General features: G+C 35.8%; 28 protein-coding genes and 2 tRNA genes. 18 read left to right on the top strand and 12 right to left on the bottom strand.

Going from position 1 to position 23,932, the window contains the following annotated elements; all coding sequences use genetic code 11:
- Positions 1-9: 9 nt before the first annotated feature.
- Both ACS5L2_RS07490 and ACS5L2_RS07495 read right to left on the bottom strand, forming a co-directional pair.
- Positions 10-567, bottom strand: coding sequence for a UbiX family flavin prenyltransferase (locus ACS5L2_RS07490; protein ID WP_459201390.1), 558 nt, complete (start codon positions 565-567; stop codon positions 10-12).
- A 240-nt stretch (positions 568-807) separates the two neighbouring features.
- Positions 808-892: transfer RNA gene (locus ACS5L2_RS07495), tRNA-Leu, on the bottom strand.
- Between the two features lie 129 nt (positions 893-1,021).
- Between ACS5L2_RS07495 and ACS5L2_RS07500 the strand changes: the two genes are divergently transcribed.
- Positions 1,022-1,136, top strand: a tRNA-Met gene (locus ACS5L2_RS07500).
- 72 nt (positions 1,137-1,208) lie between these two features.
- On the opposite strand, the gene mmp10 is transcribed toward ACS5L2_RS07500, so the two are convergent.
- A complete protein-coding gene (gene mmp10, locus ACS5L2_RS07505) occupies positions 1,209-2,519 on the bottom strand; it encodes a methyl coenzyme M reductase-arginine methyltransferase Mmp10 (protein WP_459201391.1) in 1,311 nt (436 codons plus the stop codon).
- 259 nt (positions 2,520-2,778) lie between these two features.
- On the opposite strand from mmp10, the gene mcrB reads away from it, so the two are divergent.
- The 13 genes from mcrB (at position 2,779) to mtrH (ending at position 13,503) form a co-directional block, all read left to right on the top strand.
- On the top strand, positions 2,779-4,110 hold the full coding sequence (mcrB, locus tag ACS5L2_RS07510) for a coenzyme-B sulfoethylthiotransferase subunit beta (protein ID WP_459201392.1): 1,332 nt from the start codon (positions 2,779-2,781) through the stop codon (positions 4,108-4,110).
- Between the two features lie 11 nt (positions 4,111-4,121).
- A complete protein-coding gene (gene mcrD / locus ACS5L2_RS07515; RefSeq protein ID WP_459201393.1) occupies positions 4,122-4,601 on the top strand; it encodes a methyl-coenzyme M reductase operon protein D in 480 nt (159 codons plus the stop codon).
- A gap of 7 nt (positions 4,602-4,608) precedes the next feature.
- The gene (gene mcrC / locus ACS5L2_RS07520) at positions 4,609-5,205 is read left to right on the top strand and encodes a methyl-coenzyme M reductase I operon protein C (RefSeq protein ID WP_459201394.1); all 597 of its coding nucleotides are present in this window, start codon (positions 4,609-4,611) and stop codon (positions 5,203-5,205) included.
- Between the two features lie 9 nt (positions 5,206-5,214).
- Complete coding sequence (gene mcrG, locus ACS5L2_RS07525; RefSeq protein WP_459201395.1) at positions 5,215-5,997, top strand: coenzyme-B sulfoethylthiotransferase subunit gamma; 783 nt, start codon at positions 5,215-5,217, stop codon at positions 5,995-5,997.
- Positions 5,998-6,044: 47 nt separating this feature from the next.
- Positions 6,045-7,706 carry a coenzyme-B sulfoethylthiotransferase subunit alpha gene (gene mcrA / locus ACS5L2_RS07530; RefSeq protein WP_459201396.1) on the top strand — a complete coding sequence of 554 codons (1,662 nt, stop codon included), beginning with the start codon at positions 6,045-6,047 and terminating at the stop codon, positions 7,704-7,706.
- Positions 7,707-7,974: 268 nt separating this feature from the next.
- On the top strand, positions 7,975-8,874 hold the full coding sequence (gene mtrE / locus ACS5L2_RS07535) for a tetrahydromethanopterin S-methyltransferase subunit E (protein WP_459201397.1): 900 nt from the start codon (positions 7,975-7,977) through the stop codon (positions 8,872-8,874).
- Positions 8,875-8,900: 26 nt separating this feature from the next.
- On the top strand, positions 8,901-9,608 hold the full coding sequence (gene mtrD, locus ACS5L2_RS07540) for a tetrahydromethanopterin S-methyltransferase subunit D (protein ID WP_459201398.1): 708 nt from the start codon (positions 8,901-8,903) through the stop codon (positions 9,606-9,608).
- A 37-nt stretch (positions 9,609-9,645) separates the two neighbouring features.
- On the top strand, positions 9,646-10,434 hold the full coding sequence (mtrC, locus tag ACS5L2_RS07545; RefSeq protein WP_459201399.1) for a tetrahydromethanopterin S-methyltransferase subunit MtrC: 789 nt from the start codon (positions 9,646-9,648) through the stop codon (positions 10,432-10,434).
- 10 nt (positions 10,435-10,444) lie between these two features.
- Positions 10,445-10,771: a tetrahydromethanopterin S-methyltransferase subunit B gene (locus ACS5L2_RS07550; protein WP_459201400.1), complete on the top strand. Its 327-nt coding sequence runs from the start codon at positions 10,445-10,447 to the stop codon at positions 10,769-10,771.
- A gap of 21 nt (positions 10,772-10,792) precedes the next feature.
- A complete protein-coding gene (gene mtrA / locus ACS5L2_RS07555) occupies positions 10,793-11,512 on the top strand; it encodes a tetrahydromethanopterin S-methyltransferase subunit A (protein WP_459201401.1) in 720 nt (239 codons plus the stop codon).
- A gap of 16 nt (positions 11,513-11,528) precedes the next feature.
- Positions 11,529-12,290: a tetrahydromethanopterin S-methyltransferase subunit A gene (gene mtrA / locus ACS5L2_RS07560; RefSeq protein ID WP_459201402.1), complete on the top strand. Its 762-nt coding sequence runs from the start codon at positions 11,529-11,531 to the stop codon at positions 12,288-12,290.
- A gap of 4 nt (positions 12,291-12,294) precedes the next feature.
- The gene (gene mtrG, locus ACS5L2_RS07565) at positions 12,295-12,519 is read left to right on the top strand and encodes a tetrahydromethanopterin S-methyltransferase subunit MtrG (protein WP_011867789.1); all 225 of its coding nucleotides are present in this window, start codon (positions 12,295-12,297) and stop codon (positions 12,517-12,519) included.
- A 24-nt stretch (positions 12,520-12,543) separates the two neighbouring features.
- A complete protein-coding gene (gene mtrH, locus ACS5L2_RS07570) occupies positions 12,544-13,503 on the top strand; it encodes a tetrahydromethanopterin S-methyltransferase subunit H (RefSeq protein ID WP_459201403.1) in 960 nt (319 codons plus the stop codon).
- 83 nt (positions 13,504-13,586) lie between these two features.
- Here the strand turns inward: mtrH and ACS5L2_RS07575 are convergent, their stop codons facing one another.
- Genes ACS5L2_RS07575 through ACS5L2_RS07590 form a run of 4 tightly spaced genes read right to left on the bottom strand, consistent with a single transcriptional unit; the run spans position 13,587 to position 16,124 of the window.
- On the bottom strand, positions 13,587-14,123 hold the full coding sequence (locus tag ACS5L2_RS07575) for a DUF2096 family protein (protein WP_459201404.1): 537 nt from the start codon (positions 14,121-14,123) through the stop codon (positions 13,587-13,589).
- Entirely contained in the window at positions 14,098-14,406 is a 309-nt protein-coding gene (locus ACS5L2_RS07580) for a DUF749 family protein (RefSeq protein WP_459201405.1), read from the bottom strand. The genes ACS5L2_RS07575 and ACS5L2_RS07580 overlap by 26 nt, the downstream gene beginning before the upstream one ends.
- Positions 14,407-14,416: 10 nt before the next feature.
- Positions 14,417-15,172 (bottom strand): YchF/TatD family DNA exonuclease, encoded by a 756-nt coding sequence (locus tag ACS5L2_RS07585; protein ID WP_459201406.1) that lies wholly within the window; start codon positions 15,170-15,172, stop codon positions 14,417-14,419.
- 16 nt (positions 15,173-15,188) lie between these two features.
- On the bottom strand, positions 15,189-16,124 hold the full coding sequence (locus ACS5L2_RS07590) for a nucleoside recognition domain-containing protein (RefSeq protein ID WP_459201407.1): 936 nt from the start codon (positions 16,122-16,124) through the stop codon (positions 15,189-15,191).
- Positions 16,125-16,212: 88 nt separating this feature from the next.
- Here ACS5L2_RS07590 and ACS5L2_RS07595 point away from each other — a divergent pair, with 88 nt between their 5' ends.
- Positions 16,213-16,509 (top strand): hypothetical protein, encoded by a 297-nt coding sequence (locus tag ACS5L2_RS07595; protein WP_459201408.1) that lies wholly within the window; start codon positions 16,213-16,215, stop codon positions 16,507-16,509.
- Between the two features lie 22 nt (positions 16,510-16,531).
- Here ACS5L2_RS07595 and bioD read toward each other — a convergent pair whose 3' ends face one another.
- Genes bioD through ACS5L2_RS07610 form a run of 3 tightly spaced genes read right to left on the bottom strand, consistent with a single transcriptional unit; the run spans position 16,532 to position 19,032 of the window.
- Positions 16,532-17,107, bottom strand: a complete 576-nt coding sequence (gene bioD, locus ACS5L2_RS07600; RefSeq protein ID WP_459202632.1) for a dethiobiotin synthase — start codon at positions 17,105-17,107, stop codon at positions 16,532-16,534.
- Between the two features lie 60 nt (positions 17,108-17,167).
- Positions 17,168-18,289, bottom strand: coding sequence for an aminotransferase class I/II-fold pyridoxal phosphate-dependent enzyme (locus ACS5L2_RS07605; RefSeq protein ID WP_459201409.1), 1,122 nt, complete (start codon positions 18,287-18,289; stop codon positions 17,168-17,170).
- Between the two features lie 8 nt (positions 18,290-18,297).
- Positions 18,298-19,032 carry a 6-carboxyhexanoate--CoA ligase gene (locus ACS5L2_RS07610; protein WP_459201410.1) on the bottom strand — a complete coding sequence of 245 codons (735 nt, stop codon included), beginning with the start codon at positions 19,030-19,032 and terminating at the stop codon, positions 18,298-18,300.
- A 186-nt stretch (positions 19,033-19,218) separates the two neighbouring features.
- Between ACS5L2_RS07610 and ACS5L2_RS07615 the strand changes: the two genes are divergently transcribed.
- Positions 19,219-19,374: a hypothetical protein gene (locus ACS5L2_RS07615; RefSeq protein WP_459201411.1), complete on the top strand. Its 156-nt coding sequence runs from the start codon at positions 19,219-19,221 to the stop codon at positions 19,372-19,374.
- 18 nt (positions 19,375-19,392) lie between these two features.
- On the opposite strand, the gene ACS5L2_RS07620 is transcribed toward ACS5L2_RS07615, so the two are convergent.
- Positions 19,393-21,018, bottom strand: coding sequence for a tRNA uridine(34) 5-carboxymethylaminomethyl modification radical SAM/GNAT enzyme Elp3 (locus tag ACS5L2_RS07620; protein WP_459201412.1), 1,626 nt, complete (start codon positions 21,016-21,018; stop codon positions 19,393-19,395).
- 129 nt (positions 21,019-21,147) lie between these two features.
- On the opposite strand from ACS5L2_RS07620, the gene ACS5L2_RS07625 reads away from it, so the two are divergent.
- Together ACS5L2_RS07625 and ACS5L2_RS07630 are read left to right on the top strand one after the other, a co-directional pair.
- Positions 21,148-21,663: a nicotinamide-nucleotide adenylyltransferase gene (locus tag ACS5L2_RS07625; protein WP_459201413.1), complete on the top strand. Its 516-nt coding sequence runs from the start codon at positions 21,148-21,150 to the stop codon at positions 21,661-21,663.
- A 147-nt stretch (positions 21,664-21,810) separates the two neighbouring features.
- On the top strand, positions 21,811-22,266 hold the full coding sequence (locus tag ACS5L2_RS07630) for a 30S ribosomal protein S15 (protein ID WP_459201414.1): 456 nt from the start codon (positions 21,811-21,813) through the stop codon (positions 22,264-22,266).
- A 69-nt stretch (positions 22,267-22,335) separates the two neighbouring features.
- On the opposite strand, the gene ACS5L2_RS07635 is transcribed toward ACS5L2_RS07630, so the two are convergent.
- The gene (locus tag ACS5L2_RS07635) at positions 22,336-23,907 is read right to left on the bottom strand and encodes a dihydropteroate synthase-like protein (RefSeq protein ID WP_459201415.1); all 1,572 of its coding nucleotides are present in this window, start codon (positions 23,905-23,907) and stop codon (positions 22,336-22,338) included.
- Positions 23,908-23,932 lie beyond the last annotated feature (25 nt).

Consider the following 23,932-nt stretch of genomic DNA (forward strand, 5'->3'; position numbering starts at 1 on the left):
AGCAGGTAATTATTCTCCCCATCTCTTAAATACGTTATTTTCGATTTTTAAATTGTCCAAAATTCTTCCAACTACAAAGTCCACGAGGTCATCTATTGTTTTTGGATCGTTGTAAAATCCCGGGGCTGGCGGAATTACTGAAACTCCCAAGTTTGACAGTTTCGTCATATTTTCAAGATGAATTGTACTAAATGGCATTTCTCTTGGAACGATTATTAAATCTCTTCGCTCTTTTAATGCAATATCACAGACTCTTCCAATTAAATTATCGCTGTATCCTGTTGCTATCGATGACAACGACTTCATAGAACATGGAACTACCACAGCTGCTTTAAATTTATGAGAACCCGATGCTACGGGTGAAAAAAAGTTATCATTTTCATAGTAGTTATCGGCAAGCTTTTTAAATTCGTCAATTTCCATTTTAAGTTCGTGTTTAATTATTTTTTTCGCGGAATTTGAGATTATCAGCGATGTTTTAATATTTTCTTCTTTCAAAACTTCTAAAAGCCGTTTTGAATAAATTACACCGCTTGCCCCTGTAATACAAACTATTATCTCATCCATTCTATCCCTTCGATGATTATAATAAAAACTATTCCTCTGACCTTTATATATAGAATTGTGTAAAAATTGAAAAATTTAGATAATATAATATTTACAATAGATATGGAAAAATCATTTTTAAAATAAACTTTAGAAAAAACGCATTGACTTGTTTAAAAAATATGCGAGGGAAGGGATTTAAACGCAACCCTTTGAAAAAGTGTTGCATCCCAAAAATCGCATTGACTTGTTTAAAAAATATGCGAGGGAAGGGATTCGAACCCTCGAACTCCTATGAGACTAGGCCCTCAACCTAGCGCCTTTAACCAGGCTTGGCAACCCTCGCACAGTGAACCTTTTAAAAGTGCTTATTCAATTAAGCATAGTGTAGTTTTGTATTTCAGTATATAAAACTTTCTACAAAAACTATATATATTTGTTCTGCTTACTTTAAGATGCTTTGATGAAGCACATTGCCGAGGTGGCTTAGGCTGGTTATAGCGCTCGGCTCATACGGAAATTCCTAAGGGGTTCTTCCCCTTGGGTCCTGGGAAACCGAGAGGTCGGGGGTTCAAGTCCCCCCCTCGGCATTTTTCTTTTTGGGTAAATTAATTTATATATCTAAATTTATAATTATATTTAATTATAAAAAAATTAAAAAATTAAACAGGATTTCCAAAGAAATTTATCTTTTCAATTAATTCATTGAAGGCATTTACTTCAAATTCTATTGCATCTTCTTTTGTAAAAATTCCTGAAACTTCCCCATCCATTGTTAATTTATCGATTCCCCTTAAAACAATTCTTTTCATACCATCTTTTGTAAAAATATCTTCTGCATCTCGCTCGTGAACAAGTGCATTTTGGGGATAAAGTACTGTATCGGTTACTTCTGACAAATCAACTGTTTCGAGGTCTTTTTTGGTAATTAAATCTGCAATATCTTTATTTACAGAAATAACTTTTATTGGAGTATTCTCAAAAATTTTACGTAAATATCCGTAAGATACATTTCCAGTAATTATCGTTGCTTGTGCTTTAATTTTAGCTCGTAATTCATTCAAAATTTCGTCTTCATAATAAATTGCAAACGGAGTGTTTGTTACTGGATCATATACTGGAGTTCCAGAAATTCTTACACTATTTCCAAACAATTCATACATTTCTTTGACAGTTTTTCCAAATTCTTCAACAGTTTGAACAGATATACCCTCAATCAATGGTTCATTTCCGAAAATAAGTCCATTTTCTTCGTTATTTGCAAACCTCATCAGTATTACTGCATTCGCACCCCATGAAACGAGGTCTGAAATCGTATTTTTTAACACTTCCCCATCATTCACTCCAGGAACTACGATTATCGCACAGTGGGTTTCACAGGTTTTACAGAAATATTTCAAACATTCGAGAGATTTTTCAGGATTTTTATCGTTCATCCATTCTTCCCTAAGTTTTGGGTCAGTTGAAAAAACAGAAAATGTAATTTCATTTACGCCGGAATCAACAAGATATTTTGCCGATTCAATACCGGTTAAACCCTTACCTGAAGTGTATCCAAGATGTATCTTTAAACCCATTTCACCGAGTATTTTACATAAATCTTCAAGATATGGGTAGTAACTGGTATCCCCGCCGCTTGTAATATTTACTTTTTCATATCTTTTAAATAATAATGCATTTTGAACCTGTTCAATTGCAAAAGGCACAGGAATAAAGTTTCCATTGATTTCCCTTATCGAATTTGTACAGTAGTCACATCCTACTTGAAAGGTACACTGTCCACAGCCTAAAGGTTCAGGATTATTAAAATTAACTTTCCTAAAGTAACAAAATTTACAAAACCCGCCACAATTCTTCCCAGGTTCTCCTTTGAGGTCTATTAAAAGCTGTGATTTAGTATTTACGTTATTATCATTATTATCTTCAAAGCCGAAACCCACATCAATATTATTAAATCCAAACTTTTGGTTCATATTACCATCTTATTTGAGTTTATAAAAATAGTAATTCCTATTAATTCATTAAAAACATCCGGCATATCTCAACGATACTTTGGTTAATTTTAATTTAACACAGTATTACGTAGTAAAAATTGAAATATTTAACCTAATCTAAAACTTAATCGATGATAGAGAGTATATATATTTTTCTATTTGAGTTTAATGAAAACTTGAATATATATTCCTTCAATAATGTTATGATGTATATATCAAAAAAATAGGAGTGGTTCCTATGGTAAAGTATGAAGATAAGATAAGTTTGTACGATGCGAAAGGAAACCTAGTAGCTGATAATGTACCATTGGAAGCTATTAGCCCATTATACAACCCTACCATCAAAAGCATGGTAAAAAATATTAAAAGAACAGTTGCTGTTAACCTCGCTGGTATCGAAAGCAGTTTAGCTATCGGTAAAATCGGTGGAAAAGGATGCCAAGTTCCAGGAAGAACTTTGGACTTATCCGTAGTAAGCAACGCTCAGGCTATTGCTGACGAAGTAGAAAAAATATTAAAAGTATCCGACGATGACGATACAGCCGTAAAATTAATTAACGGCGGAAAACAAATGGCTGTGCAAGTTCCAACCGCAAGATTGGACGTAGCTGCAGAATACTCAGTATCAATGCTCACAACTGCTATGGCATTGAAAGAAGCACTTATTAAAACATTCAACATCGACATGTTCGATGGTTCAACAGTGCACGCTGCAATTATCGGTAACTACCCACAGGTTATGGATTACGCAGGCGGTAACATCGCTTCACTCTTAGGTGCACCTTCAAACATGGAAGGTTTAGGTTACGCTTTAAGAAACATCCCTGTTAACCACGCAGTTGCTACAACCAAGAAAAACATGATGAACGCTATTGCATTCTCATCAGTTATGGAACAAACTGCAACATTCGAAATGGGTGACGCAGTAGGAGCATTTGAAAGACAGCACTTACTTGGTTTAGCTTACCAAGGATTAAACGCTGACAACTTAGTTATTGACTTCATTAAAGCAAACGCAAAAGGAACTGTTGGTTCAGTCGTTGAAACAGTTGTTGAAAGAGCAATTGCTGACGGCGTAATCGTTGTTGACAAAACAATGAGCTCAGGATTCAACATGTACAAACCAGCTGACGTAAACAAATGGAACGCTTATGCAGCAGCAGGTTTAGTTGCAGCAGTTGCAGTAAGCTGTGGTGCAGCAAGAGCAGCACAAAACGTTGCTTCAGTTATTTTATACTTCAACGATATTTTAGAGTACGAAACTGGTTTACCTGGTGTTGACTACGGTAGATCAATGGGTACTGCAGTAGGATTCTCATTCTTCTCACACTCAATCTACGGTGGTGGTGGACCTGGTATCTTCAACGGTAACCACGTTGTAACCAGACACTCCAAAGGATTCGCAATTCCTCCAGTATGTGCAGCAATGTGTGCAGATGCAGGTACACAGATGTTCTCACCTGAACACACTTCAGCATTAGTTGGTGCTGTATACTCAGCATTCGATGAGTTCAGAGAACCAATGAAATACGTAATTGAAGGAGCTTTAAGCATTAAAGACCAGTTCTAAGGTAATAAACAATGATTGAATTAGAAGTCTTCCCACATAGGTATTTAAAAGCGGAAACTACCGAAAAATTCCTGAATAGTGCTTATTCATTGAGTACAGTTCAAAGAGTAGTATTACATGGAGAATCACTCCCTAAAAAAGTTGGATACGGTCCAGCTAAGGGAACTCTTGTAAATCACTCTGAAAAAAAGGAAATTACTGTTAAAGGAGTCCCTGTAGAACTCATGCTTCAAGTTGGAAGGTTATGGGTTTTATTAGATGATGAAAGCGAAATTGAAAAAATCGAAGAAATCTGTAAGGATCTTTTCCCATTTGGATACCGGTTAACAAAGGGTAAATTCTTAAGGGATACCCCTACGGTAACGGATTTCATAAAATACGGGGAATCTGCTGTTAATGATATTGACAAAAGATTATTAGGTGCAACTGATCCAAGAAGCAAATTTGATTCTTCTGTTGCCATGATACCAAAACGTGAAGCAGACGAATAGTGATTTTATGCCAGTAGGTAGAAAAGAACAAATCGTTGACTGTAGAGCCGTTATGGGCCTTGGTGAAGGAGGGGGGCTTGCTCAAAGAGGAACATTTGCAGAAGGGCTACGTAACGACGTAGTCGTTGTTGCAATGTCTCCAGGAAGAAGACACATTACAAAACCCGTATGTGAAATTACCTATGGAATAAGGGAAGCGGGAATTCAGACCAGTGTTCTTGTATTGGATGCAGGAGGGGGAATTCCGTCAGACGCTCCACAAGGAAGTTTGGGTTCTACATTTGGACTTAAACCCGAGGAAGCTGAACAAGTTAATAGACATAAATTATGTGTAATACACTTCGGAAATGTTAAGAGCCATATAATCTACAAAGCTAGATTATTCTTAAAATACGTGGATATTCCTACAATAATTGTTTGCCAAGCTCCCGTGGATATGGAAGACTTTGCAGCAGTTGGAGTAAAAACGAGAGACGCGTTGCCTTTAGAACCCAAAACTGAAGGTACTGTCGTTGAAATTATTACTGGAGTAATTAGAGGAGAATCTGCTCCTCAGAAAAAAATTGATGAAATCATTGAACGCATAAAAAAACATTTAGGTTAAGGTGATCTTATGGCATACAAGCCTCAGTTCTACCCTGGTGCAACAAAAGTTGCTGAAAACAGAAGAAATCACTTGAATCCAAACTACGAATTGGAAAAATTAAGAGAAATCCCTGATGAAGATGTTGTAAAAATCATGGGACACAGACAACCTGGTGAAGACTACAAAACAGTTCACCCGCCACTTGAAGAAATGGACTTCGTAGAAGACTACGCAAGAGACTTAGTAGAACCATTAAACGGTGCTAAAGAAGGACACAGAGTTAGATACATTCAGTTTGCTGACTCAATGTACTTTGCTCCTGCTCAACCATACGACAGATCAAGATCATACATGATCAGATTAAGAGGAGTAGATGCAGGTACACTCTCAGGAAGACAAGTTGTTGAATGTAGAGAAAGTGACCTCGAAGAATTCTCCAAAAACATACTCATGGATACAGAACTCTTTGACCCTGCAACATCAGGTGTTAGAGGTGCAACTGTACACGGACACTCTTTAAGATTGGACGAAAACGGTATGATGTTTGATGCATTACAAAGATCCGTATTCGACGAAAAAACCGGACACGTTATGTACGTAAAAGATCAGGTTGGAAAACCACTCGACGCACCTGTTGATGTTGGAGAACCACTCCCTGAAGCAAAATTAAGAGAAATGACAACCATCTACAGAAAAGATGGTATTGCAATGAGAGCAGATCCTGACGTTATCGAAGTTGTAAAAAGAATTCACAGAGCAAGAACACTCGGTGGATACATCCCTACAAACGAAATATTCAAAGGATTATAATTAATTCGTAAATTAAAAAAAACCTCTTAAACCTTTGAGGTGAACTTATGGAAGCTGAAAAAAGATTATTCTTGAAAGCATTAAAGGAAAAATTCGAAGAAGACCCAAAAGAAAAATACACAAAATTCTATACCTTCGGCGGCTGGCAACAGTCCGCTAGGAAAAGAGAATTCGTTGAAGCTAATGAAAAAATCGTAGCTGAAAAAAGACATGGAATCCCACTCTACAACCCAGACATTGGTGTTCCTCTCGGACAAAGAAAATTAATGCCTTACAAATTGTCAAACACTGACGACTACTGTGAAGGTGACGACTTACACTTCATGAACAACGCTGCTATCCAACAGTTATGGGACGATATCAGAAGAACTGTTGTTGTAGGTATGGATACCGCTCACTCAGTTTTAGAAAAAAGATTGGGTGTAGAAGTAACACCTGAAACAATCAACGAATACATGCACACAATCAACCACGCTCTTGCTGGTGGTGCTGTTGTTCAAGAACACATGGTTGAAGTTCACCCTTCCCTTGCATGGGACTGTTACGCTAGAATATTCACCGGTGACGATGAATTAGCTGACGAATTAGACAGCAGATTCTTAATCGACATTAACAAATTGTTCCCTGAAGAACAAGCTGAAACTTTAAAAGCTGCAATCGGTAAAAAAACATACCAAGTATCAAGATGTCCATCACTCGTAGGTAGAGTATGTGATGGTGGTACAATCTCAAGATGGTCTGCAATGCAGATTGGAATGTCATTCATTACAGCATACAAACTTTGTGCAGGGGAAGCTGCAACAGCTGACTTCTCATACGCTTCAAAACACGCTGACGTAATTCAGATGGGTAACGCTTTACCAGGAAGAAGAGCAAGAGGACCAAACGAGCCAGGAGGAATCCAGTTCGGTATCCTTTCAGATGTTGTACAAACTACAAGAGTTTCAGATGACCCAGTTGAACAATCATTAGAAGTAGTAGCAACAGGTGCTGCTTTATATGACCAAATCTGGCTCGGTGCATACATGTCGGGTGGTGTAGGTTTCACACAATACGCTACCGCATCATACACCGATGATATCTTAGATGACTTCTCATACTACGCACTCGACTACGTTGAGAAAAAATACGGTAGAATGGGAACAAAAGCTACAATGGATGTAGTAGAAGATGTTGCTGGAGAAGTTACACTCTACTCATTAGAACAGTACGATGAATACCCAGCATTATTAGAAGACCACTTCGGTGGATCACAAAGAGCTGCAGTTGCTGCTGCTGCATCCGGTATCGGTGTATGTATGGCAACAGGAAACTCAAACGCTGGTGTAAACGGCTGGTACTTATCACAAATCTTACACAAAGAATACCACAGCAGACTCGGATTCTACGGTTACGACTTGCAGGACCAGTGTGGTGCTTCAAACTCACTCGCAATCAGAAACGACGAAGCTGCACCTCTTGAATTAAGAGGACCTAACTACCCTAACTACGCAATGAACGTAGGTCACCAGGGAGAATACGCAGGTATTGCACAAGCTGCTCACTCCGCAAGAGGAGATGCATTTGCAATGAACCCACTTATTAAAGTTGCATTCGCTGACCCAATGCTCGTATTCGACTTCTCCAAACCAAGAAAAGAGTTTGCTAGAGGAGCATTAAGAGAATTCGAAGCTGCAGGAGAAAGAGACGTTATCTTACCTGCTAAATAAATTCTCTAAAAATTAAGGGAGCCTCATGGCTTCCTTTTTTTATACCTATTATATATTGTTTCATAATCATTAACAATTATAGTTTAATTAAAATCTACTTTAATTAAATTAAAGAAAATATGGCTTTATTCGATGAAAAACGGAATACAAAGTAATATATATCATATAACAAGATAATAACTGAATAGCTAACGGCATAGATACATCTCTAAGCTTAAAAAGCCAGTAAAGGCATAGCTAACAGTCCCGTATATTGTGAGGTGAAATAATGGATCCAACATTGATTTCTCTGGGGGCATTGGCCCTAGCTGGGGCGGCTGCAACTGTCTCAGGTTGTGCTGAAGACTTGGAATCCGATGTCGGTTCACAGTCAAACCCTAACTCTCAGGTTCAATTAGGTCCGCAAATGGGCAATATCCACAGATACTTTAACAAGGCCATATCTGGGGAACCGGTATCATACGGTTTGTATGTTGCAGTTGCAGGTACCATTGCTTGGGCACTAATTAACGCTGGATTAAACGTAGTCTTAGCGATAATCGTAGGTTCAGGTGTTGCTGCAATCGTGCACGGTGCTTACTCAGTTAGTGCATTCCTTGGAAGGATTGTGGGTCAGTCCAAAAAGTTCGGACAACCTGTTTACATGGATGTTCTTACATCACACATAGGTCCAATCGTAGGACACGGATTTATAGCTGTTTTCACAATGGTTATTGCTGCATATTTAGCAACAACAGCATTAGGAAACCCATTCCCATTACCATTGGTTGCATTAATCTTCGGTATTACTGTAGGTGCTATCGGTTCATCAACTGGTGACGTTCACTACGGTGCTGAAAGAGAATACCAAAAATACCCATTCGGTGGCGGTATTCCTGTTGCTAACCAAGGTGACATCGATATTTACGCAGAATACGGTGTAAGAAACGGATTAGATTCTTCATATTTCTGTTCAAGATTTGGTGGTCCACTTACAGGATTATGCTTTGGTTTAATTATCTTCCTCGATGGATGGAGAAGCATTCTCGGTAACATCGTTGGTGGAGACTTAGTAACAAAAACATCAATCGCACTTTTAGTAGGTCTCTTAGTAGTGGCCGTTGCAGCAGTTATCAACAGGAAACTCGAGGTATATGCTAGAAACAAATACGGACCATACAGAAATTAATTAAAATAAGGAAGATTGGTGATATTATGGATGCTACAAGCTTTATATTACCTCTTGCGGAAATAACCATTGCAGGAGCGATTATCAACGCAAGCGTTCACTTCGTTCCAGTAGGTGGTGCTCCAGCAGCGATGGCTACTTCAACAGGGGTAGGTACAGGTACAACACAGTTAGCAGCAGGTGCAGGTTTTACTGGTCTCTTGGCTGCAGCTACAATGGCTTCACAAGCTGGTGTTTCATTGGCTAATCCAGTTCACATGTTATTAATCATGTTATCAGGTGCTGTCGGTGCAATGATCATGTTAGGCCTTACAATGTTAATTGGTCAGATTATCTATGTATACGGTATTGGTATCGTCCCTGCAGCAGATAAGTGTGAAAAAGACCCAATTACAGGAGATATTCAAAAACCATACATCACACCAGGTACAACAGGACACGGTATTCCAACCGTTTGTTTTGTAAGTGGTTCAATTGGTGCAGCGCTCGGTGGTCTTGGTGGTGCTCTTGCATACATCGCACTCCAACAGTTAGGATTTGCTGCAGCTATTGCAGGTGTTTTGGCAATTGGTTTCTTCTTCATGAACGCAGTTTTAGCTTCATACAACATTGGTGGTACGATCGAAGGATTCCACGACCCTAAATTTAAGAAAATGCCAAACGGAGTTATTGCTTCATTTGTTTCTTCATTAATCGCAGGTGCAGTATTAATTGGAATGGCTATGGGACTTTAAGTCTGCATGGTTTTCAAAAAATATTTGAGGTGTAATTATGTCACATGGTGGCGGAGGACACGCAGCAGAACTATTCCCTGAAAATCAGGTTTTAGCAATCGGTGCTGTATTATCACTCATCGGAATGTACGTAGCACAATTTGTTCCGTCATTAGCTATGCTCATTGGTGGGTTATTGGCAGCAGGAGCGTGTGTTGCAGGTGCAAACACTACAAGAAGAGTAGCCGCATACGGTTTAGGTACCGGTGTTCCATCAATAGGAATGGTAAGTTTAGGTATGGGTACAATTTCAGCATTGGCAGGTATTTTAATACCCTCAGTATTTGGAATTCCAGCACTTGCTACACCAATCCTTGCTGCAGTGATTGCAGTGATTGTTGGATTTATCGTTGGTAAATTAACACAAAATCCAGTAGGAATGAAAGTACCTATTATCGTTTCAAGTATGACTAAACTCTCATTAATGGGTGCTTTAGCAATTTTAGGATTCTGTACTGCATTTGCAGGCGGATTTTCAGCTGATATAATTATTAATGGTGCAATCACCAATGGAGTTATTGCATTGGCATTTATTGCAGCAGGTATGTCAATTTTACACCCATTCAACGCATGTATCGGTCCAGATGAAAGCCACAAGAGAACAATCACTCTTGCAGTTGCATGTGGATTAATGGCATGGTTGATATTCTCAATTGCAAAATTAGACATAGTTTCAACAGCAGTAGCTGCAATCTTCTGGTTATACACTTATGGATCATTCGTAAAAATGTCACTTGCTGACGCTTGCGAAGTTAAATATGTACCAGAATTGCCTAAGAAAGAGTAAGGTGGTATAAATGGATATCGTCAAAGTATGTCCCGAACTTCATATAGTAATGGACGTAGACTCAGGTTTAATAGCCGAAATGAGAAAAGACATTCTCGTTGTAGATTTACACCCTGTTGAAGACGAAATAAACAAATTAGCACAATATGCAAAAGCATTAGAAAACTCACTTGATCCAAGAAACTCACCTATGAAAGCATACGCTGGAAGAGAAGGAACCTACAAACTTGCAGGTATGTTCCAAGGAATGTTCTTTGGTTTCTGGGTAACAATGGCAATTCTCGTGCTTGTAACTATATTGGCTGTTAAAATGAATTTAAGCCTAATAGGGTTGTAATCTGAATAGGAGGTGCAAACAATGGCAGATAAAAAAGCCCCAGCAGCAGGATGGCCTGTTGCTAACGGTGAATATGTAGTGGGTAACCCTGAAAGCTGTGTTGCAGTAGTTACACTCGGTTCCCACGGTTTGGACCAGGCTGCGATTGATGCTGGTGCAGCTATCTCAGGGCCATGCCACACAGAAAACTTAGGAATTGAAAAAGTTGTTGCAAACTACATTTCAAACCCAAACATCAGATTTATGGTAATTGCTGGATCAGAAGTTCAAGGACACATTACTGGACAATGTATCAAAGCATTATATGAAAACGGAATTGGTGACGATGGTGGTATCATCGGAGCTAAAGGAGCTATTCCATTCATGGAAAATGTAGGAAAAGAACCAGTTGGAAGACTCCAAACTCAAATTGTTGAATGCATCGATTTAATTGATGTTGAAGACAAAGGAAAAATTGCAGATGCAATCAAAAACTGTATTTCAAAAGACCCTGGAGCATTTGAAGAAGATGCAATGGTCATTGAATTAGAAGGTAGCGCAGCTGTTGCTGGTGACGAATCAACTTCAATAAAACCTACCTCACCAGAAATGGCATTATTAGAAGCTAGAATGAGAATCGTCTCCGAAAAAATGAATGAAGCTGCAATGATTGCTAAATTTAACTCAGGATACTACAACGGAAAAATCCAAGGTATTGCAATAGGCTTGTTCCTTTCAATATTGGTATTCTCATTACTCTAAGGAGGAGGTGCAAACAATGGCAGATAAAAAAGCCCCAGCAGCAGGATGGCCTGTTGCTAACGGTGAATATGTAGTGGGTAACCCTGAAAGCTGTGTTGCAGTAGTTACACTCGGTTCCCACGGTTTGGACCAGGCTGCGATTGATGCTGGTGCAGCTATCTCAGGGCCATGCCACACAGAAAACTTAGGAATTGAAAAAGTTGTTGCAAACTACATTTCAAACCCAAACATCAGATTTATGGTAATTGCTGGATCAGAAGTTCAAGGACACATTACTGGACAATGTATCAAAGCATTATATGAAAACGGAATTGGTGACGATGGTGGTATCATCGGAGCTAAAGGAGCTATTCCATTCATGGAAAATGTAGGAAAAGAACCAGTTGGAAGACTCCAAACTCAAATTGTTGAATGCATCGATTTAATTGATGTTGAAGACAAAGGAAAAATTGCAGATGCAATCAAAAACTGTATTTCAAAAGACCCTGGAGCATTTGAAGAAGATGCAATGGTCATTGAATTAGAAGGTAGCGCAGCTGTTGCTGGTGACGAAGAAGGGGGCCTCATGATTGAAGGTATCCCTACTGTAGCAGAACCAGACCTTGAATCAATAAAATCATTAAATGAAGCATTGGATTACAAAGTAGGATTGATGACAAGAGACATTGGATTAGCTTCCGGTGTTCAAACTGAAACTGTTACAGGATTAATGTACGGTTCAGTATTTGCTATCGTATTAGTTGCAATCCCAATAGCTTTAAAATTCTTGATGGGGTGAGTAGATGTCTGAAATTCCAACAGTAGTCACACCAACAAAAGACTACAAAAAACTTCAAGCAAAACTCGATGAAATTGAAAACACCGTTGAAAATACCAACGCTGAAATAATCCAGAGAACCGGTAAAAAGGCAGGAAGAGACGTAGGTATTGCATACGGACTCGCAATAGGATTTATATTCGTATATGTTCTCGGAACCGTTTTACCATTATTTGACTTAATAAAATAAGAGAGCCTAAACAGAGGTGGAATAATGTTTAGATTTGACAAAGAACAAATGGTCATTGAGTTCGCTGGTGCAAAATTCGGTGGACAACCAGGAGAATACCCAACCGCATTATCCGGTACAATTTTCTACTCAAGACACAAAATTGTAGAAGATGCTAAAAAAGGTATCTTCGATAAAAAAGCTGCTGAGGCTTTAATCAACAAACAAGCTGAAATGCAAGACATCACAGGAAACTCAGCATTCGTGCAAGTTTTCGGTGGTACTGAAGAAGCTTTAGTTAACTACATTGATTTCGTTTCCGAAGTATGGGAAGGTCCAATGTTACTTGACTCAACATCCGGTAAAGCAAGAATGGCTGCTGCAAACAGAGCTACAGAAGCAGGATACGCAAACCAGTGTATCTACAACTCAATCAACGTTGCTGCAGAAGACGAAGAAATCGAAAACTTAACTAACAGTGATGTTGAAGCTTCGATCGTTTTATGTTTCGACCCAATGGACCCATCTGTTGGAGGTAAATTAAACGTATTAAACGATGGTGGTAAAACAAAAGACATCGGTATGTTAGAACTTGCAGAAAAAGCAGGTATCAAATACCCACTCATCGACGTTGCAGTAACCCCAATGGGTAACGGTGCAGGTCACGCTGTTAGGGCTGCTTTTGCAGTTAAAGCAAAACTCGGTTTACCAGTAGGTAGCGGTATTCACAACGTACCTTCCGCATGGGACTGGCTCAGAGAATTCAGAAAAGGATTAAGAGAAGAAGGAAAAGAACAGACCGCAAAAGATGTACACCACGTATGTGACATTGGTGCAAACATTGTACAAACAATGGCTTCAGGTGACTACGTTTTATACGGTCCAATCGACAATGCTGAACTCGCATTCCCTGCAGTTGCAATGACCGACATGATCATCGCAGAAACCGCAAAAGAAATGGGAACAATGCCTGTTGCAGAACACCCATTAAACAAATTAATTTAATTAATTTGTTTTTTCTTTTATTTTTGGAAAATAATATTTGTAAATTTAAATTTATAAATTATAGTTTATAAAAAAATAAAAAATTAATTATCATGAAATTTCCATATTACGGAAAAATCTTTTAATGCGGCAGTTATTTTTTCTTTTACGCCTTCAATAAGAACTTTTTGCTCATCTTCCTGACTTAATTCAAATATTACCCCGTTGTGCTCACTAAGTTCCCCAAGAACTTCAATGTGAACTTCCACAGGCAGGGTTATCCTTATTGTTTCAGAACTTTTCTTTCTTTTAACTTCAGTATTAAATTGTGTTTTTTTGAGCGGAAATTCAAGATCAATCTCATTTCTCAATGCCTGACCCATTTTAATCAGATATTCTTTTGAAGTATCTGGCTCAGCCATCCCAAATAAGATTGCCTGTATTTTAGAGATTTCCTTTTCAGCATCCCTTAAAACTTCAAAATCTGCGTGTTCATCAAGTAAATAGTAGGTAATTATATTATTTGCAATCCTGAGTTTTGAATAAACGTCTTCAGGAAGTGGCCGATTTTTAGAGATTTTTGATGCCAGTTCGTTTAGTATTACCCACTGTTTATCAATCCCCTTGGCATCCTTCATCATTCATCCTCTCGATGTATTTTTTAATTATCTCTTCGGAATTGTGGTTTAATAATGCGCCGTATTTTTCCAAATCTGCCTTTATATCTTCAACATTTGTATCTGGATCAACAAAATACGCTTGGTAACTCGTAGTTCCTTCGATATTAAGAATTGCCACATTTTGATTTGGGTCAAGTTCCCTATCATCATACGAAGCTCTGACTCTAACTGTTCCAGAAACTTCAGAATTCAGTGCTTCTTCAACTTTTATAATCGATATCAATTTTGCAGTAAATTTTACCATTATCTCACCCTCAGATATGGTATAACCTCTTTGTGTTATCGTATATAATTTTAGTGATTTCATCTAAAGCGTATTCATCCTTTTTTAATTCCCATATCGCTTCAACAACCTTTACTACATTTTTTGGTTCATTTTTTTCACTTTTTATTGGTGAAAGATAAGGACTATCTGTTTCCACGACTACATTTTCAAGACCCATATTTTTAACCAGATTTTTGTGATGTTCAGAAAAACATACTAATGTAGAATATGAAATAAAATTGCCGTTTTCAATCAATTCTTTTGCAAGCTCCACCGAACCGCTGTAGCAGTGATACATCGAAACTACATCATTTTTTAAAATTTCAAATGCCCTATTTTCCATGCCTCTCGCGTGAATTACTACCGGTTTATTTAATTCTTTTGAAAGATTTATAAATTTTTTAAATATATTTTCCTGTCTTTCAATATTTTCTACATCAAAATCAAGACCGATTTCCCCGACTGCCAAAATATCCTTTTCTTTTGATTGAATAAACCTGTAAACTTTTTCAATTGCATTATCTTCTGCATTTACTCTTCCGGGATGGTATCCAAGAGTTATGTAAATTCCATATTTCTCTTTTAATTCAACTGCTCTTCTACAGCTGCCCAAATTCGTTCCACTCGTTACCATCTGCACTTTTTCGTCAAAAGCCCGTTTCAAAATATCTTCACGACACTTGTTGAGCGATTTATCTTCCACGTGACAGTGCGAATCTATATACTTAAAATCTTCTAAATTCATAAAAACACCAAAACACTTAAAATGACATTAAAAGCCAGATTATCAATATATCCAAAACTATTGTAACACTCGAATTTAAAAGTATTATTTTAGTACCTCTTTTTGAACCGAATAATGAAAAATGAAGCGGAATTGAATGTTTTACCGACCTTGTGGAAAATGCCACGATGTTTCCGAATATGAGTCCGATTAAAACCTCGTTTTGTGATAAGGTTGCGTCATTTAAAAAAGTTCCTGCCATCACCATTGCAGCTGAGACATTTATTATCTCGGTTATCGCCAAAATTCCAGTATTTGGATTTAAATTAAATATGTTCGTTACAGGCATTATGATTGTAGAAAAAACATTAAAAAATCCAGTTTTTGATAAATACAAAACCAAAAACATCGAAACAAACATTACCGGAACAAATCTTCTCGCAAATTTAAATGTCTTCTCAAAGGGACTCGTTTTATTATTTGTGTTATTTAACTGATTATTTACTTTCTTTTCACTTTTTCTTGAAATCATCAAAAGAACCGCTAATCCAAGAATACTTTTCATAAATGCAATCGAAAGTCTTAAAATCACGTAAATTATACCAGTATATCCCAAAATCGGTATCACGACTGGAACGTAATAGGTTAAAACATGCGATAAAACCGCTGGAAACGAATTTGCAAGCGTTCCGGCCAAAACTTCTGTTTCGGTTAATTCTTTTTCGTCTATTCCATCCGCAAGCATCGTGTATCCGACAGTCGGGCTGAAAAACGAAACGAGTATTGAAGAAACTAAAAAGCTGTTTAAATTAAGTTTTTTAGTTACTGGTGAAGTATACCTTGAAATTTTTTCTAAAAGCCCCTTGCTAACGAAATAATTCACGATATAAATTGTTAGAAGTACAACTGCAGAAATCCTTAAAGTATATAAAAAAGAACTGTAAAAAGAGTCTGCAATTAAGGTACTATCCAAATTATCACCATGTAAACTAATAAATATGATTTTTGCGTAAAAATGATTATATTTATTACCAATATATAACCTGTTGTATGGTTTTAAAATGACAACAAATGAAAAAAATGACCTTACCGACCTTAAAAAACGCTTAACTATTATCACAAAAACTGAAACGTTAGAAGTTGAATCCAAAATAGAAGAAATTGGAAAAAAATGGCAAAAAATAATTGAAGAAACTAAAAATGATTTTGAATTAGCTTCGATTTTGCATTTAATCGATTTTCGAAAAGAAAAACTAATATCTGAAGTTTTTGAAAAAAACATTTCTGAAAAAGATAGAGAAGTTCTTATCGCCAAAATTTACGAAATAAGACAGAACTTAGAAATTACAAAAAAATAAAAAATTTAAAAAAACAGTTTAATTAAAGCAGTTTTTCAATTTTTATATTATAATCGTCCTTATTTCTCACAACCCCGATTATCTCGATATTTCCAAACTCTTCAATTGCCTCGAACGTTTCCTTGTAGTAAGGAACACTTTCAAGTTCGTTGATACAGTTTATAATTACCCCTTTTACCAAAATTCCTTTTTTTCGCAGATATTCAACTGACAGTATCGTGTGGTTTATAGTTCCAAGGTCAGGCCTTGTAACCAAAACACAGGGTAAATTTAACTCTTTAATTAAATCAGCCATTAAATAATTAGTTTTTACTGGAACACAAACCCCGCCTGCACCTTCAACAATCATATAATCGTGACTTTCCTTTAATTTTTGAAAAGATTTTTTTATTTTTTCGATGTCTATCTCGATATTTTCGATTGCTGCCGCGATATTTGGTGATAGGGGATTTTTCAAATTCACAGGATTTAAAACTTCGATATCTTCGGAAAGTTCAAGTTCAGTTTTAGCGTAAACCGTATCTTCAACCCCGCCTGATTCGATAGGCTTAATGTATCCAACATTTACGCCCCTTTCCTTTAAAATCTTTCCTAAAATTACTGAAACGTAAGTTTTTCCAACTCCTGTATCGGTTCCTGTTACAAATAACGTTTTAAATCACCTGCTATTTATTTTTGAAATACATTCACATAAATATTCAAAATCTTCCTTTTTATTATCTGCAGTTATACTTACTCTTATTCGCTCAGAACCTTTTTTAACAGTTGGATACCTTATTCCAACACAAAAAATTCCATAATTTGAAAGTTCTTCCGAAATTTCTATTGATTTTTCACCAAATATAAACGGATATATTGGAGTAATCTGTTCTTTTTCAATAACCCCTGATAATTTAAAGATTTTGTTTGCAGTATCAATATTTTTAGATAATTTATCGGTAAATTTGCCTGTTTTTATCAGTTCAAAGGATTTAATACTCGCAGAAATTACTGCTGGAGGAAGTGCTGTTGAATAGATAAAACTTCTTGAAGTATTTATTAAATAATCGATTAATTCTTCAATTCCACTTACAAATCCCCCTACAGTTCCAACTGCCTTTGAAAGAGTTCCAATTTGAATAATATTATCCGTTGGTTTTATTTTAAAATGGTGAAGTGTTCCTTTTCCACCACCCAAAACACCGGTCCCGTGAGCATCGTCAAGTATCAACACAGCGTTATACTCATCTGCTATTTTTTTTAATTCGTCCACCTGTACAATATCTCCATCCATGCTGAAAACTGCATCTGATACAATAAATTTATTTTCGTAATTTTTGTTTTTTTCCAAAATTTCGATTAAATTACCAGTATTGTTGTGAGAATAAATCTTTTTGTCTGCCCTTGAAAGCCTTATTCCGTCAACTATTGATGCGTGGTTTAATTCGTCGCTTAAAATCAAATCTCCGTTTTTACAGAGCGAACTTATAACGCCCAAGTTTGTGCCATATCCTGAAGAATAAACGAGTGATTTTTCAGTTTCCTTAAATTCTGAAATTTTTTCTTCGAGTTTTTCGTGGTTTATGTTTCCAGAGGTCAGTCTTGAACCCGTTGCTCCTGCACCGTATTTCAATCCGTCATTATAGGCTTCAATTACTTCACTATTTTTTGATAATCCTAAATAATCGTTTGTAGTAAAGTTTAAACTGGTATTTTCTTTATTTTCATATTTTTTTAATTTTCGATAGAGATTTTGATTTTTTATCAAATCAAGTTCTTTTTTTAAGTTTTCTCTAAACATAAAGACACCTAATAAACAATAACAGGCATATTTTCAAGTTTATCATACAACTCATCAACATCCGAATCTTCAACAAAAAACACTCTTCCCCCAACCTGGCCCTTATCTTTAAGGTTTAAAATTCTAAAATACCCGTCTTTGGTTGCAACGTAACCTGTCGTATAAGAAAAATTATCCGAAGTACATAGTTCTGCGATAACATTGCAGTTTACAACTTTTGTCGCGATTGCAATTGCGTCAATTGTTCTTTCTGTTAACGAAATATCATTTAAAATTTTTTCTGAAAGTTCTTCGGCAGTATCTATATTTCTTACGCGAATACCTCTATCGGAACTGTTTTCAAGCCTGTTTCCATCCAAATCTAAAATTGCAGCCCCTCGCATATTTCCTGCATCGACAATTTCTAAGGCAAAATCTATCAACCCATCGATTTTTTCAACATTTTTTCCATTTTTTAAGAAATATTTTTCAAGCTCATTTTTCAAAATATTTCTTGCAACATCCCTTGAATTTTCTTTTGAATCTGAATCAATCGTATTTATTTTGAGATGCTTGATGTAATTAATTTTTTCAGTGACTTTTTCTACCTTTAAATTTATAAAATCTGGAACGCCATTTTCATGATTAAGCGCACGTTTTATCAGTTCTGAAGAAATTTCTTCAATTTTTTCTTCTTTAACTAACCTTTCAGCCCCGGAAACATGAATTCCATTGCTTGAGGCCCTCATTTTTAAACTAAACATTTTTTTAATCCCTTAATTTTTCTTTAAATATAAATCAATTTTTTTGTATTTATCATTATCGATAATTATAATAAAGACGGGTAATCTGTCATTATTTTTCATTAAAAACATCTATCACGATTTATAATGAGCAAATAGCTATATATATGGGCTATTTCATAGTAATATCCAACAACAGGTGAAATTATGATAAATACAAAAGTTAAAACCCAAGAATTAGAATTCAAAGAAATAGATGAAATTTCAAACGACCTTAAAAGACCATACAGGGGAAACAACGCCATAAAATACGTAGCTTACGCATTCAACATGGTAGTAATCGCATCTTTATTCTTACACTAATTTAAAAAAGTAAAAAAATTATTTAAGATTTTTACCCATATAAGGACCGACTCTTTTGTATCCAAGTTTTTTATAGTATTCTCGGACCCCAATTCCGCTGTTAATTAACATCAAGTCTTTTTCGAACTCTTCTCTTGCAATTCTTTCAGCTTCATCAATTAGAAGTCTTCCGTAACCTTTGTGTTGCCAAGAAAGTTCTTTTGAACTACCTTCAAGTTCTTTCTGCTGTCCACAAATATGAACCTGCCTTATAAGTGCTGTTTTATCGGTTATTTCTTTTCTAAATGGATTATCTGGAATTCTAAGTCTTAAATAACCTATCAAAAGGTCGTTTTTAGTGTCTTCGAAGGATAAAAATATCTCTTTTCCACCACTCGCTTCGTAATCTTCCCTACATAATGCAATACTTTCTAAATCGGGTTTTATTCCTTTTTTGTAAGTGACATGGCCAACTTCCCTGCATCTTATACATTTGCAGTGTATTCCTTTTTCTTCTAAATTATTGTACACGAGTTCTCCAAGGTTACTTTTCATAACCCCTGCATCAATTACGGTTACGGGAATATCTCTTTGGATTCTCGAAGTCCTGACCCATTTTGGCATGATTGATTTTCCATAAGTAATCACGTCTACTGCCTGTTCATCAGTCATCGGATTAAATTCTCCACTTTGCCACAAGCCATACACTTCGGTTCCAGGAATTACGAGGCACGGGTAAAATTTAATCAAATCAGGTTTAAAGTTTGAATTTTCAAATACTGTTTTAATTGTTTCTTTATCCATTTCAGGAGTTGTTTTTGGAAGTCCCGGAATTAAGTGATATGAAACTTTTAAACCGCTATCTTTTAAAAGCTGGGTTGCCTTAATTGATGCGCCTGTTCCGTGTCCTCTTTTTACAAACTCTAAAACTTCATCGTTTGTACTTTGAATTCCAAGTTCTACTCTTGTAGTGCCTAATTTTAACATTTCATTTATTTCCTTTTCATTACAGTAGTCAGGTCTTGTTTCAAGGGTAAGTGCAACACACCGGTGCTTTGCAGTTTCGTTTTTTTCTTGTGCTTTTTCAAGTGTTTCTGAAACTTCACCATTCATTGCATCGAGACATCTTTTTATAAAATTTTCCTGATATTCAATGTCTCTTGCTGGAAACGTTCCGCCCATTATTATCAGTTCTACTTTATCTGTCGGGTGACCTACTTTTTCAAGTTGTGAAAGCCTTTCACTCGTCTGGATGTAAGGATCAAAGTTGTACATTACTCCACGCATTGTCGCGGGTTCTTTTCCAGTATAACTCTGCGGAACATCTCCAAAGTTACTTTCCTTTCCACCGGGGCAGAACGAACATTTCCCGTGAGGACATGGTTCAGGTGAAGTCATTACTGCAACAACTGCAACACCTGAAAGTGTTCTTATCGGTTTTTTTCTTAAAAGTGGAAGCAATTCCTTTTTTTCTTCTTCTGAAGCCTGATTGATAATGTCTGAATTTGGAGGAAATCCAATATTTAAATCAAATTTACGAAGACATCTCGCCTTGATATCCTCTACTTTTTGTTTTTTTCGCTTTGAGTCCAAATCCTTTATTTTTTCTTTTTCTGCTAAAAGATTAGAAATGATACATCGTATGAATTCTGAATAGTCGCTCAAAAAATCACCTGTCTCGAAATGCTAAACAGTAATATATAAAAACAGAATATAATTTTATTAACTAATTCTTAGTTCGTTATCTTATTCAATTATATTTATGTTTATCTTTTTACGAAAATTGGTGGTTTTATGAGAGCTTTTCTAATCGGCAGGTGGCAGCCATTTCACAAAGGGCATTTAGAAATAATAAAAAAAATATCAGAAGAAGTTGACGAGATAATTATTGGTATTGGAAGTTGCCAAAAAAGCCATACTTTAACAGACCCATTTACTGCAGGGGAAAGAATGATGATGATTACAAAGACCCTTGAAAACTACGGCATAAATTATTACGCAATCCCAATTAATGATATTGATTATAATGCAGTATGGGTTTCATGTGTTGAATCGTTAACTCCGCCATTTACTACCATTTATACCGGAAATTCACTTGTTCGAGAATTATTCTCTGAAAAAAACTATGTTGTCAGAAAACCCGAATTATACAACAGAACTGAATATTCTGGAACTAAAATAAGGAAAAAAATGCTCGAAGGAAATAGCTGGCAACATCTCGTTCCAGAAGAAGTTGTAAAAGTAATTGAAGAAATCGACGGGATTAATAGGATTAGAAGATTGAGCGAAAAAGATTACGATGAAGAGTAATCAAAATAAAAAAAATGAAATAAAATAAAACTCAAACTAAGCCACCCAATAATTATATATAATATACCGAACTAACAGGTCTAAGTCAATGACTTAGGTAGTAACCTTACTCATTGAACTGGGAATCATCTATTGAGGTAGATACAAATGGCAAGATTACACTCAGGAAAAAGAGGTTCCTCCGGTTCAACGAGACCATTAAGAACAGAAGTTCCAGAATGGGTTTCAATGAGCGCTGAGGATATTGAAGCAAAAATCGTTGAAATGGCAAAAGACGGTAAACAGTCAGCTATTATCGGAAACATTTTAAGAGATATGTACGGAGTTCCTAACGTAAAATTAATCACCGGCAAAAGTGTTTCATCAATCATGAAAGAAGCTGGATTTTACGCAGAAGTTCCAGAAGACCTCTTCAACTTAATGAAAAAAGCAATCAACTTGAGAAACCACTTGGAAAACAACCCAAGAGACACTCACTCAACAATTGGATTAAAATTAATCGAATCAAAAATCAGAAGACTGGTTAAGTACTACAGGGATTCAAAAGTATTGCCTGCTAAATGGAGATACTCACCAGAAACTGCAAGATTATTGGTCGAATAATCGAATTATTTCTTTTTTTATTCTTTTTGAAAAATTAAAAAAACAGTATTTTAATGGTTTCATGATATTTTATTGATTCCAAAATTCATTGTAAAACAAATCAAAGTCTTGATTGTATTTTTTACCGAGTTTTAGTGCAAGTTCGGCATTTCTTAGTTCTTTTCCAAAATATGCCGCGTGATCCATTTTAGTGATTAAATTTTCCCTTAAAGCAGTTTCATAGATTTTTTTAGGAGTATTACCTTTTAAAATTAATTTTGGTTCGTTGTATAGATAATAAGTTGCAATTATTTCTTTATTTTTCCGATCAACTCGAATCTTAAAGCTTCCTTTATCCAGAATCTGTTTTTCGTTTTCAAATGCATCAATTACCTTCACATCTTCTAAATCAAACTCTTCATCGAATTTTTTATCTTTGTAGTTTATAAGGTCATATCCAACATCTTTTGGAAGTGAATTTCGCATTTTTGCTAAAAACAACATTTTTGATGCGGTTTTCAATTCTTTTATTGAAAATTTACACTTTTGTGAAGCTTCAGGAGTAAATAAAATATTTCCACCAATTTCTTGACCTATTGCTGCAATTGCAGCATTTACTCCGTTACTGTCAACATCGAAAAGTTCAGTAACATTTCCAATTCCAAAAAACATAGGTATATTGTTTCTTTTTTTGAATTCATAGCATGCAATAACACTTTGTGTGAAATTACATCCGCTGTTGTTTATAGGTTCTAAAATCGGGTCTGCAACAGCTAATAAATTATTTTCTTCGAATTTTTCAAGAATTTTTTCCATATTTTGAATTTTTTCAGATATTTTTTCCGGAACTTCATTTATTTTGTAATTTGTTGGAAGAACTACTGATACCGTGTTTTTTTCTTTTAAATGTGGAAGCAATTCATCGAAATTTCCTGAATCAACACTTAATATCATATCTACGTCTAAATTTACTGCTTCGATAAGTTCTTTAGTATTCAGCGTATCAACACTGACAGGTTTATCGGTAATATCCCGTACAGTTGTTATTATCTGCTTTAAATCTTTAGAATAATCTTCATTACTAATCATTCCTAAATCAATCATATCTGCTCCGGATTCGACATAATAAGTTACTTTTTCTTCGAGTTCTTCTTTAGAAAGCCAAGGAACATGGACAATTTCTCCGAGAACCCTCATCGGGTAATCATTTCCAACTTTTAAATTTCCTATTTTGATATTTCCGGAGGTTAACGGTAATTTTTCGGCATTTTTTATATCTTTTTCGGCAATTTCTCGTATGAATTTAGCAATCTGTGAATCTGCATAATCCAATGTTGAAAGTTTAATTTTTTCGAGATTTTTTATTAAAACTGGAATGTCTGACGCTTCCCTCGTTGATTTAAAACATTTTATTCCTGTTTCTTCGTAAATTCTTGCTAAATCATGCCTTATAAGTCCTGTCACGAGTACAAAATCATATATTTCGGCTAACTTTTTGTTTTTCAATGCTTCAAGCTTTTTTATTTCTTTTATTATCAAATTTGGAGTTAAAAATGCAGCAATTGAAATGTTCGCTTCATAAATGTCTATAAAGTCATAATTTTTAATTGCAGATGAAACTTTATTAAACGCCTGCTTTCCAGTTATAACAAGTATTTTCATTAAATCACCGAAAAATATGGAATTT

The organism is Methanococcus mangrovi, assembly GCF_054506835.1.

What these genes read in the sequence shown, in the direction of transcription:
- ACS5L2_RS07490 (WP_459201390.1), bottom strand. Translation starts at nt 567, where the DNA reads ATGGATGAGATAATAGTTTGTATTACAGGGGCAAGCGGTGTAATTTAT.
- mmp10 (WP_459201391.1), bottom strand. Translation starts at nt 2,519, where the DNA reads ATGAACCAAAAGTTTGGATTTAATAATATTGATGTGGGTTTCGGCTTT.
- mcrB (WP_459201392.1), top strand. Translation starts at nt 2,779, where the DNA reads ATGGTAAAGTATGAAGATAAGATAAGTTTGTACGATGCGAAAGGAAAC.
- mcrD (WP_459201393.1), top strand. Translation starts at nt 4,122, where the DNA reads ATGATTGAATTAGAAGTCTTCCCACATAGGTATTTAAAAGCGGAAACT.
- mcrC (WP_459201394.1), top strand. Translation starts at nt 4,609, where the DNA reads ATGCCAGTAGGTAGAAAAGAACAAATCGTTGACTGTAGAGCCGTTATG.
- mcrG (WP_459201395.1), top strand. Translation starts at nt 5,215, where the DNA reads ATGGCATACAAGCCTCAGTTCTACCCTGGTGCAACAAAAGTTGCTGAA.
- mcrA (WP_459201396.1), top strand. Translation starts at nt 6,045, where the DNA reads ATGGAAGCTGAAAAAAGATTATTCTTGAAAGCATTAAAGGAAAAATTC.
- mtrE (WP_459201397.1), top strand. Translation starts at nt 7,975, where the DNA reads ATGGATCCAACATTGATTTCTCTGGGGGCATTGGCCCTAGCTGGGGCG.
- mtrD (WP_459201398.1), top strand. Translation starts at nt 8,901, where the DNA reads ATGGATGCTACAAGCTTTATATTACCTCTTGCGGAAATAACCATTGCA.
- mtrC (WP_459201399.1), top strand. Translation starts at nt 9,646, where the DNA reads ATGTCACATGGTGGCGGAGGACACGCAGCAGAACTATTCCCTGAAAAT.
- ACS5L2_RS07550 (WP_459201400.1), top strand. Translation starts at nt 10,445, where the DNA reads ATGGATATCGTCAAAGTATGTCCCGAACTTCATATAGTAATGGACGTA.
- mtrA (WP_459201401.1), top strand. Translation starts at nt 10,793, where the DNA reads ATGGCAGATAAAAAAGCCCCAGCAGCAGGATGGCCTGTTGCTAACGGT.
- mtrA (WP_459201402.1), top strand. Translation starts at nt 11,529, where the DNA reads ATGGCAGATAAAAAAGCCCCAGCAGCAGGATGGCCTGTTGCTAACGGT.
- mtrG (WP_011867789.1), top strand. Translation starts at nt 12,295, where the DNA reads ATGTCTGAAATTCCAACAGTAGTCACACCAACAAAAGACTACAAAAAA.
- mtrH (WP_459201403.1), top strand. Translation starts at nt 12,544, where the DNA reads ATGTTTAGATTTGACAAAGAACAAATGGTCATTGAGTTCGCTGGTGCA.
- ACS5L2_RS07575 (WP_459201404.1), bottom strand. Translation starts at nt 14,123, where the DNA reads ATGATGAAGGATGCCAAGGGGATTGATAAACAGTGGGTAATACTAAAC.
- ACS5L2_RS07580 (WP_459201405.1), bottom strand. Translation starts at nt 14,406, where the DNA reads ATGGTAAAATTTACTGCAAAATTGATATCGATTATAAAAGTTGAAGAA.
- ACS5L2_RS07585 (WP_459201406.1), bottom strand. Translation starts at nt 15,172, where the DNA reads ATGAATTTAGAAGATTTTAAGTATATAGATTCGCACTGTCACGTGGAA.
- ACS5L2_RS07595 (WP_459201408.1), top strand. Translation starts at nt 16,213, where the DNA reads ATGACAACAAATGAAAAAAATGACCTTACCGACCTTAAAAAACGCTTA.
- ACS5L2_RS07605 (WP_459201409.1), bottom strand. Translation starts at nt 18,289, where the DNA reads ATGTTTAGAGAAAACTTAAAAAAAGAACTTGATTTGATAAAAAATCAA.
- ACS5L2_RS07610 (WP_459201410.1), bottom strand. Translation starts at nt 19,032, where the DNA reads ATGTTTAGTTTAAAAATGAGGGCCTCAAGCAATGGAATTCATGTTTCC.
- ACS5L2_RS07615 (WP_459201411.1), top strand. Translation starts at nt 19,219, where the DNA reads ATGATAAATACAAAAGTTAAAACCCAAGAATTAGAATTCAAAGAAATA.
- ACS5L2_RS07625 (WP_459201413.1), top strand. Translation starts at nt 21,148, where the DNA reads ATGAGAGCTTTTCTAATCGGCAGGTGGCAGCCATTTCACAAAGGGCAT.
- ACS5L2_RS07630 (WP_459201414.1), top strand. Translation starts at nt 21,811, where the DNA reads ATGGCAAGATTACACTCAGGAAAAAGAGGTTCCTCCGGTTCAACGAGA.
- ACS5L2_RS07635 (WP_459201415.1), bottom strand. Translation starts at nt 23,907, where the DNA reads ATGAAAATACTTGTTATAACTGGAAAGCAGGCGTTTAATAAAGTTTCA.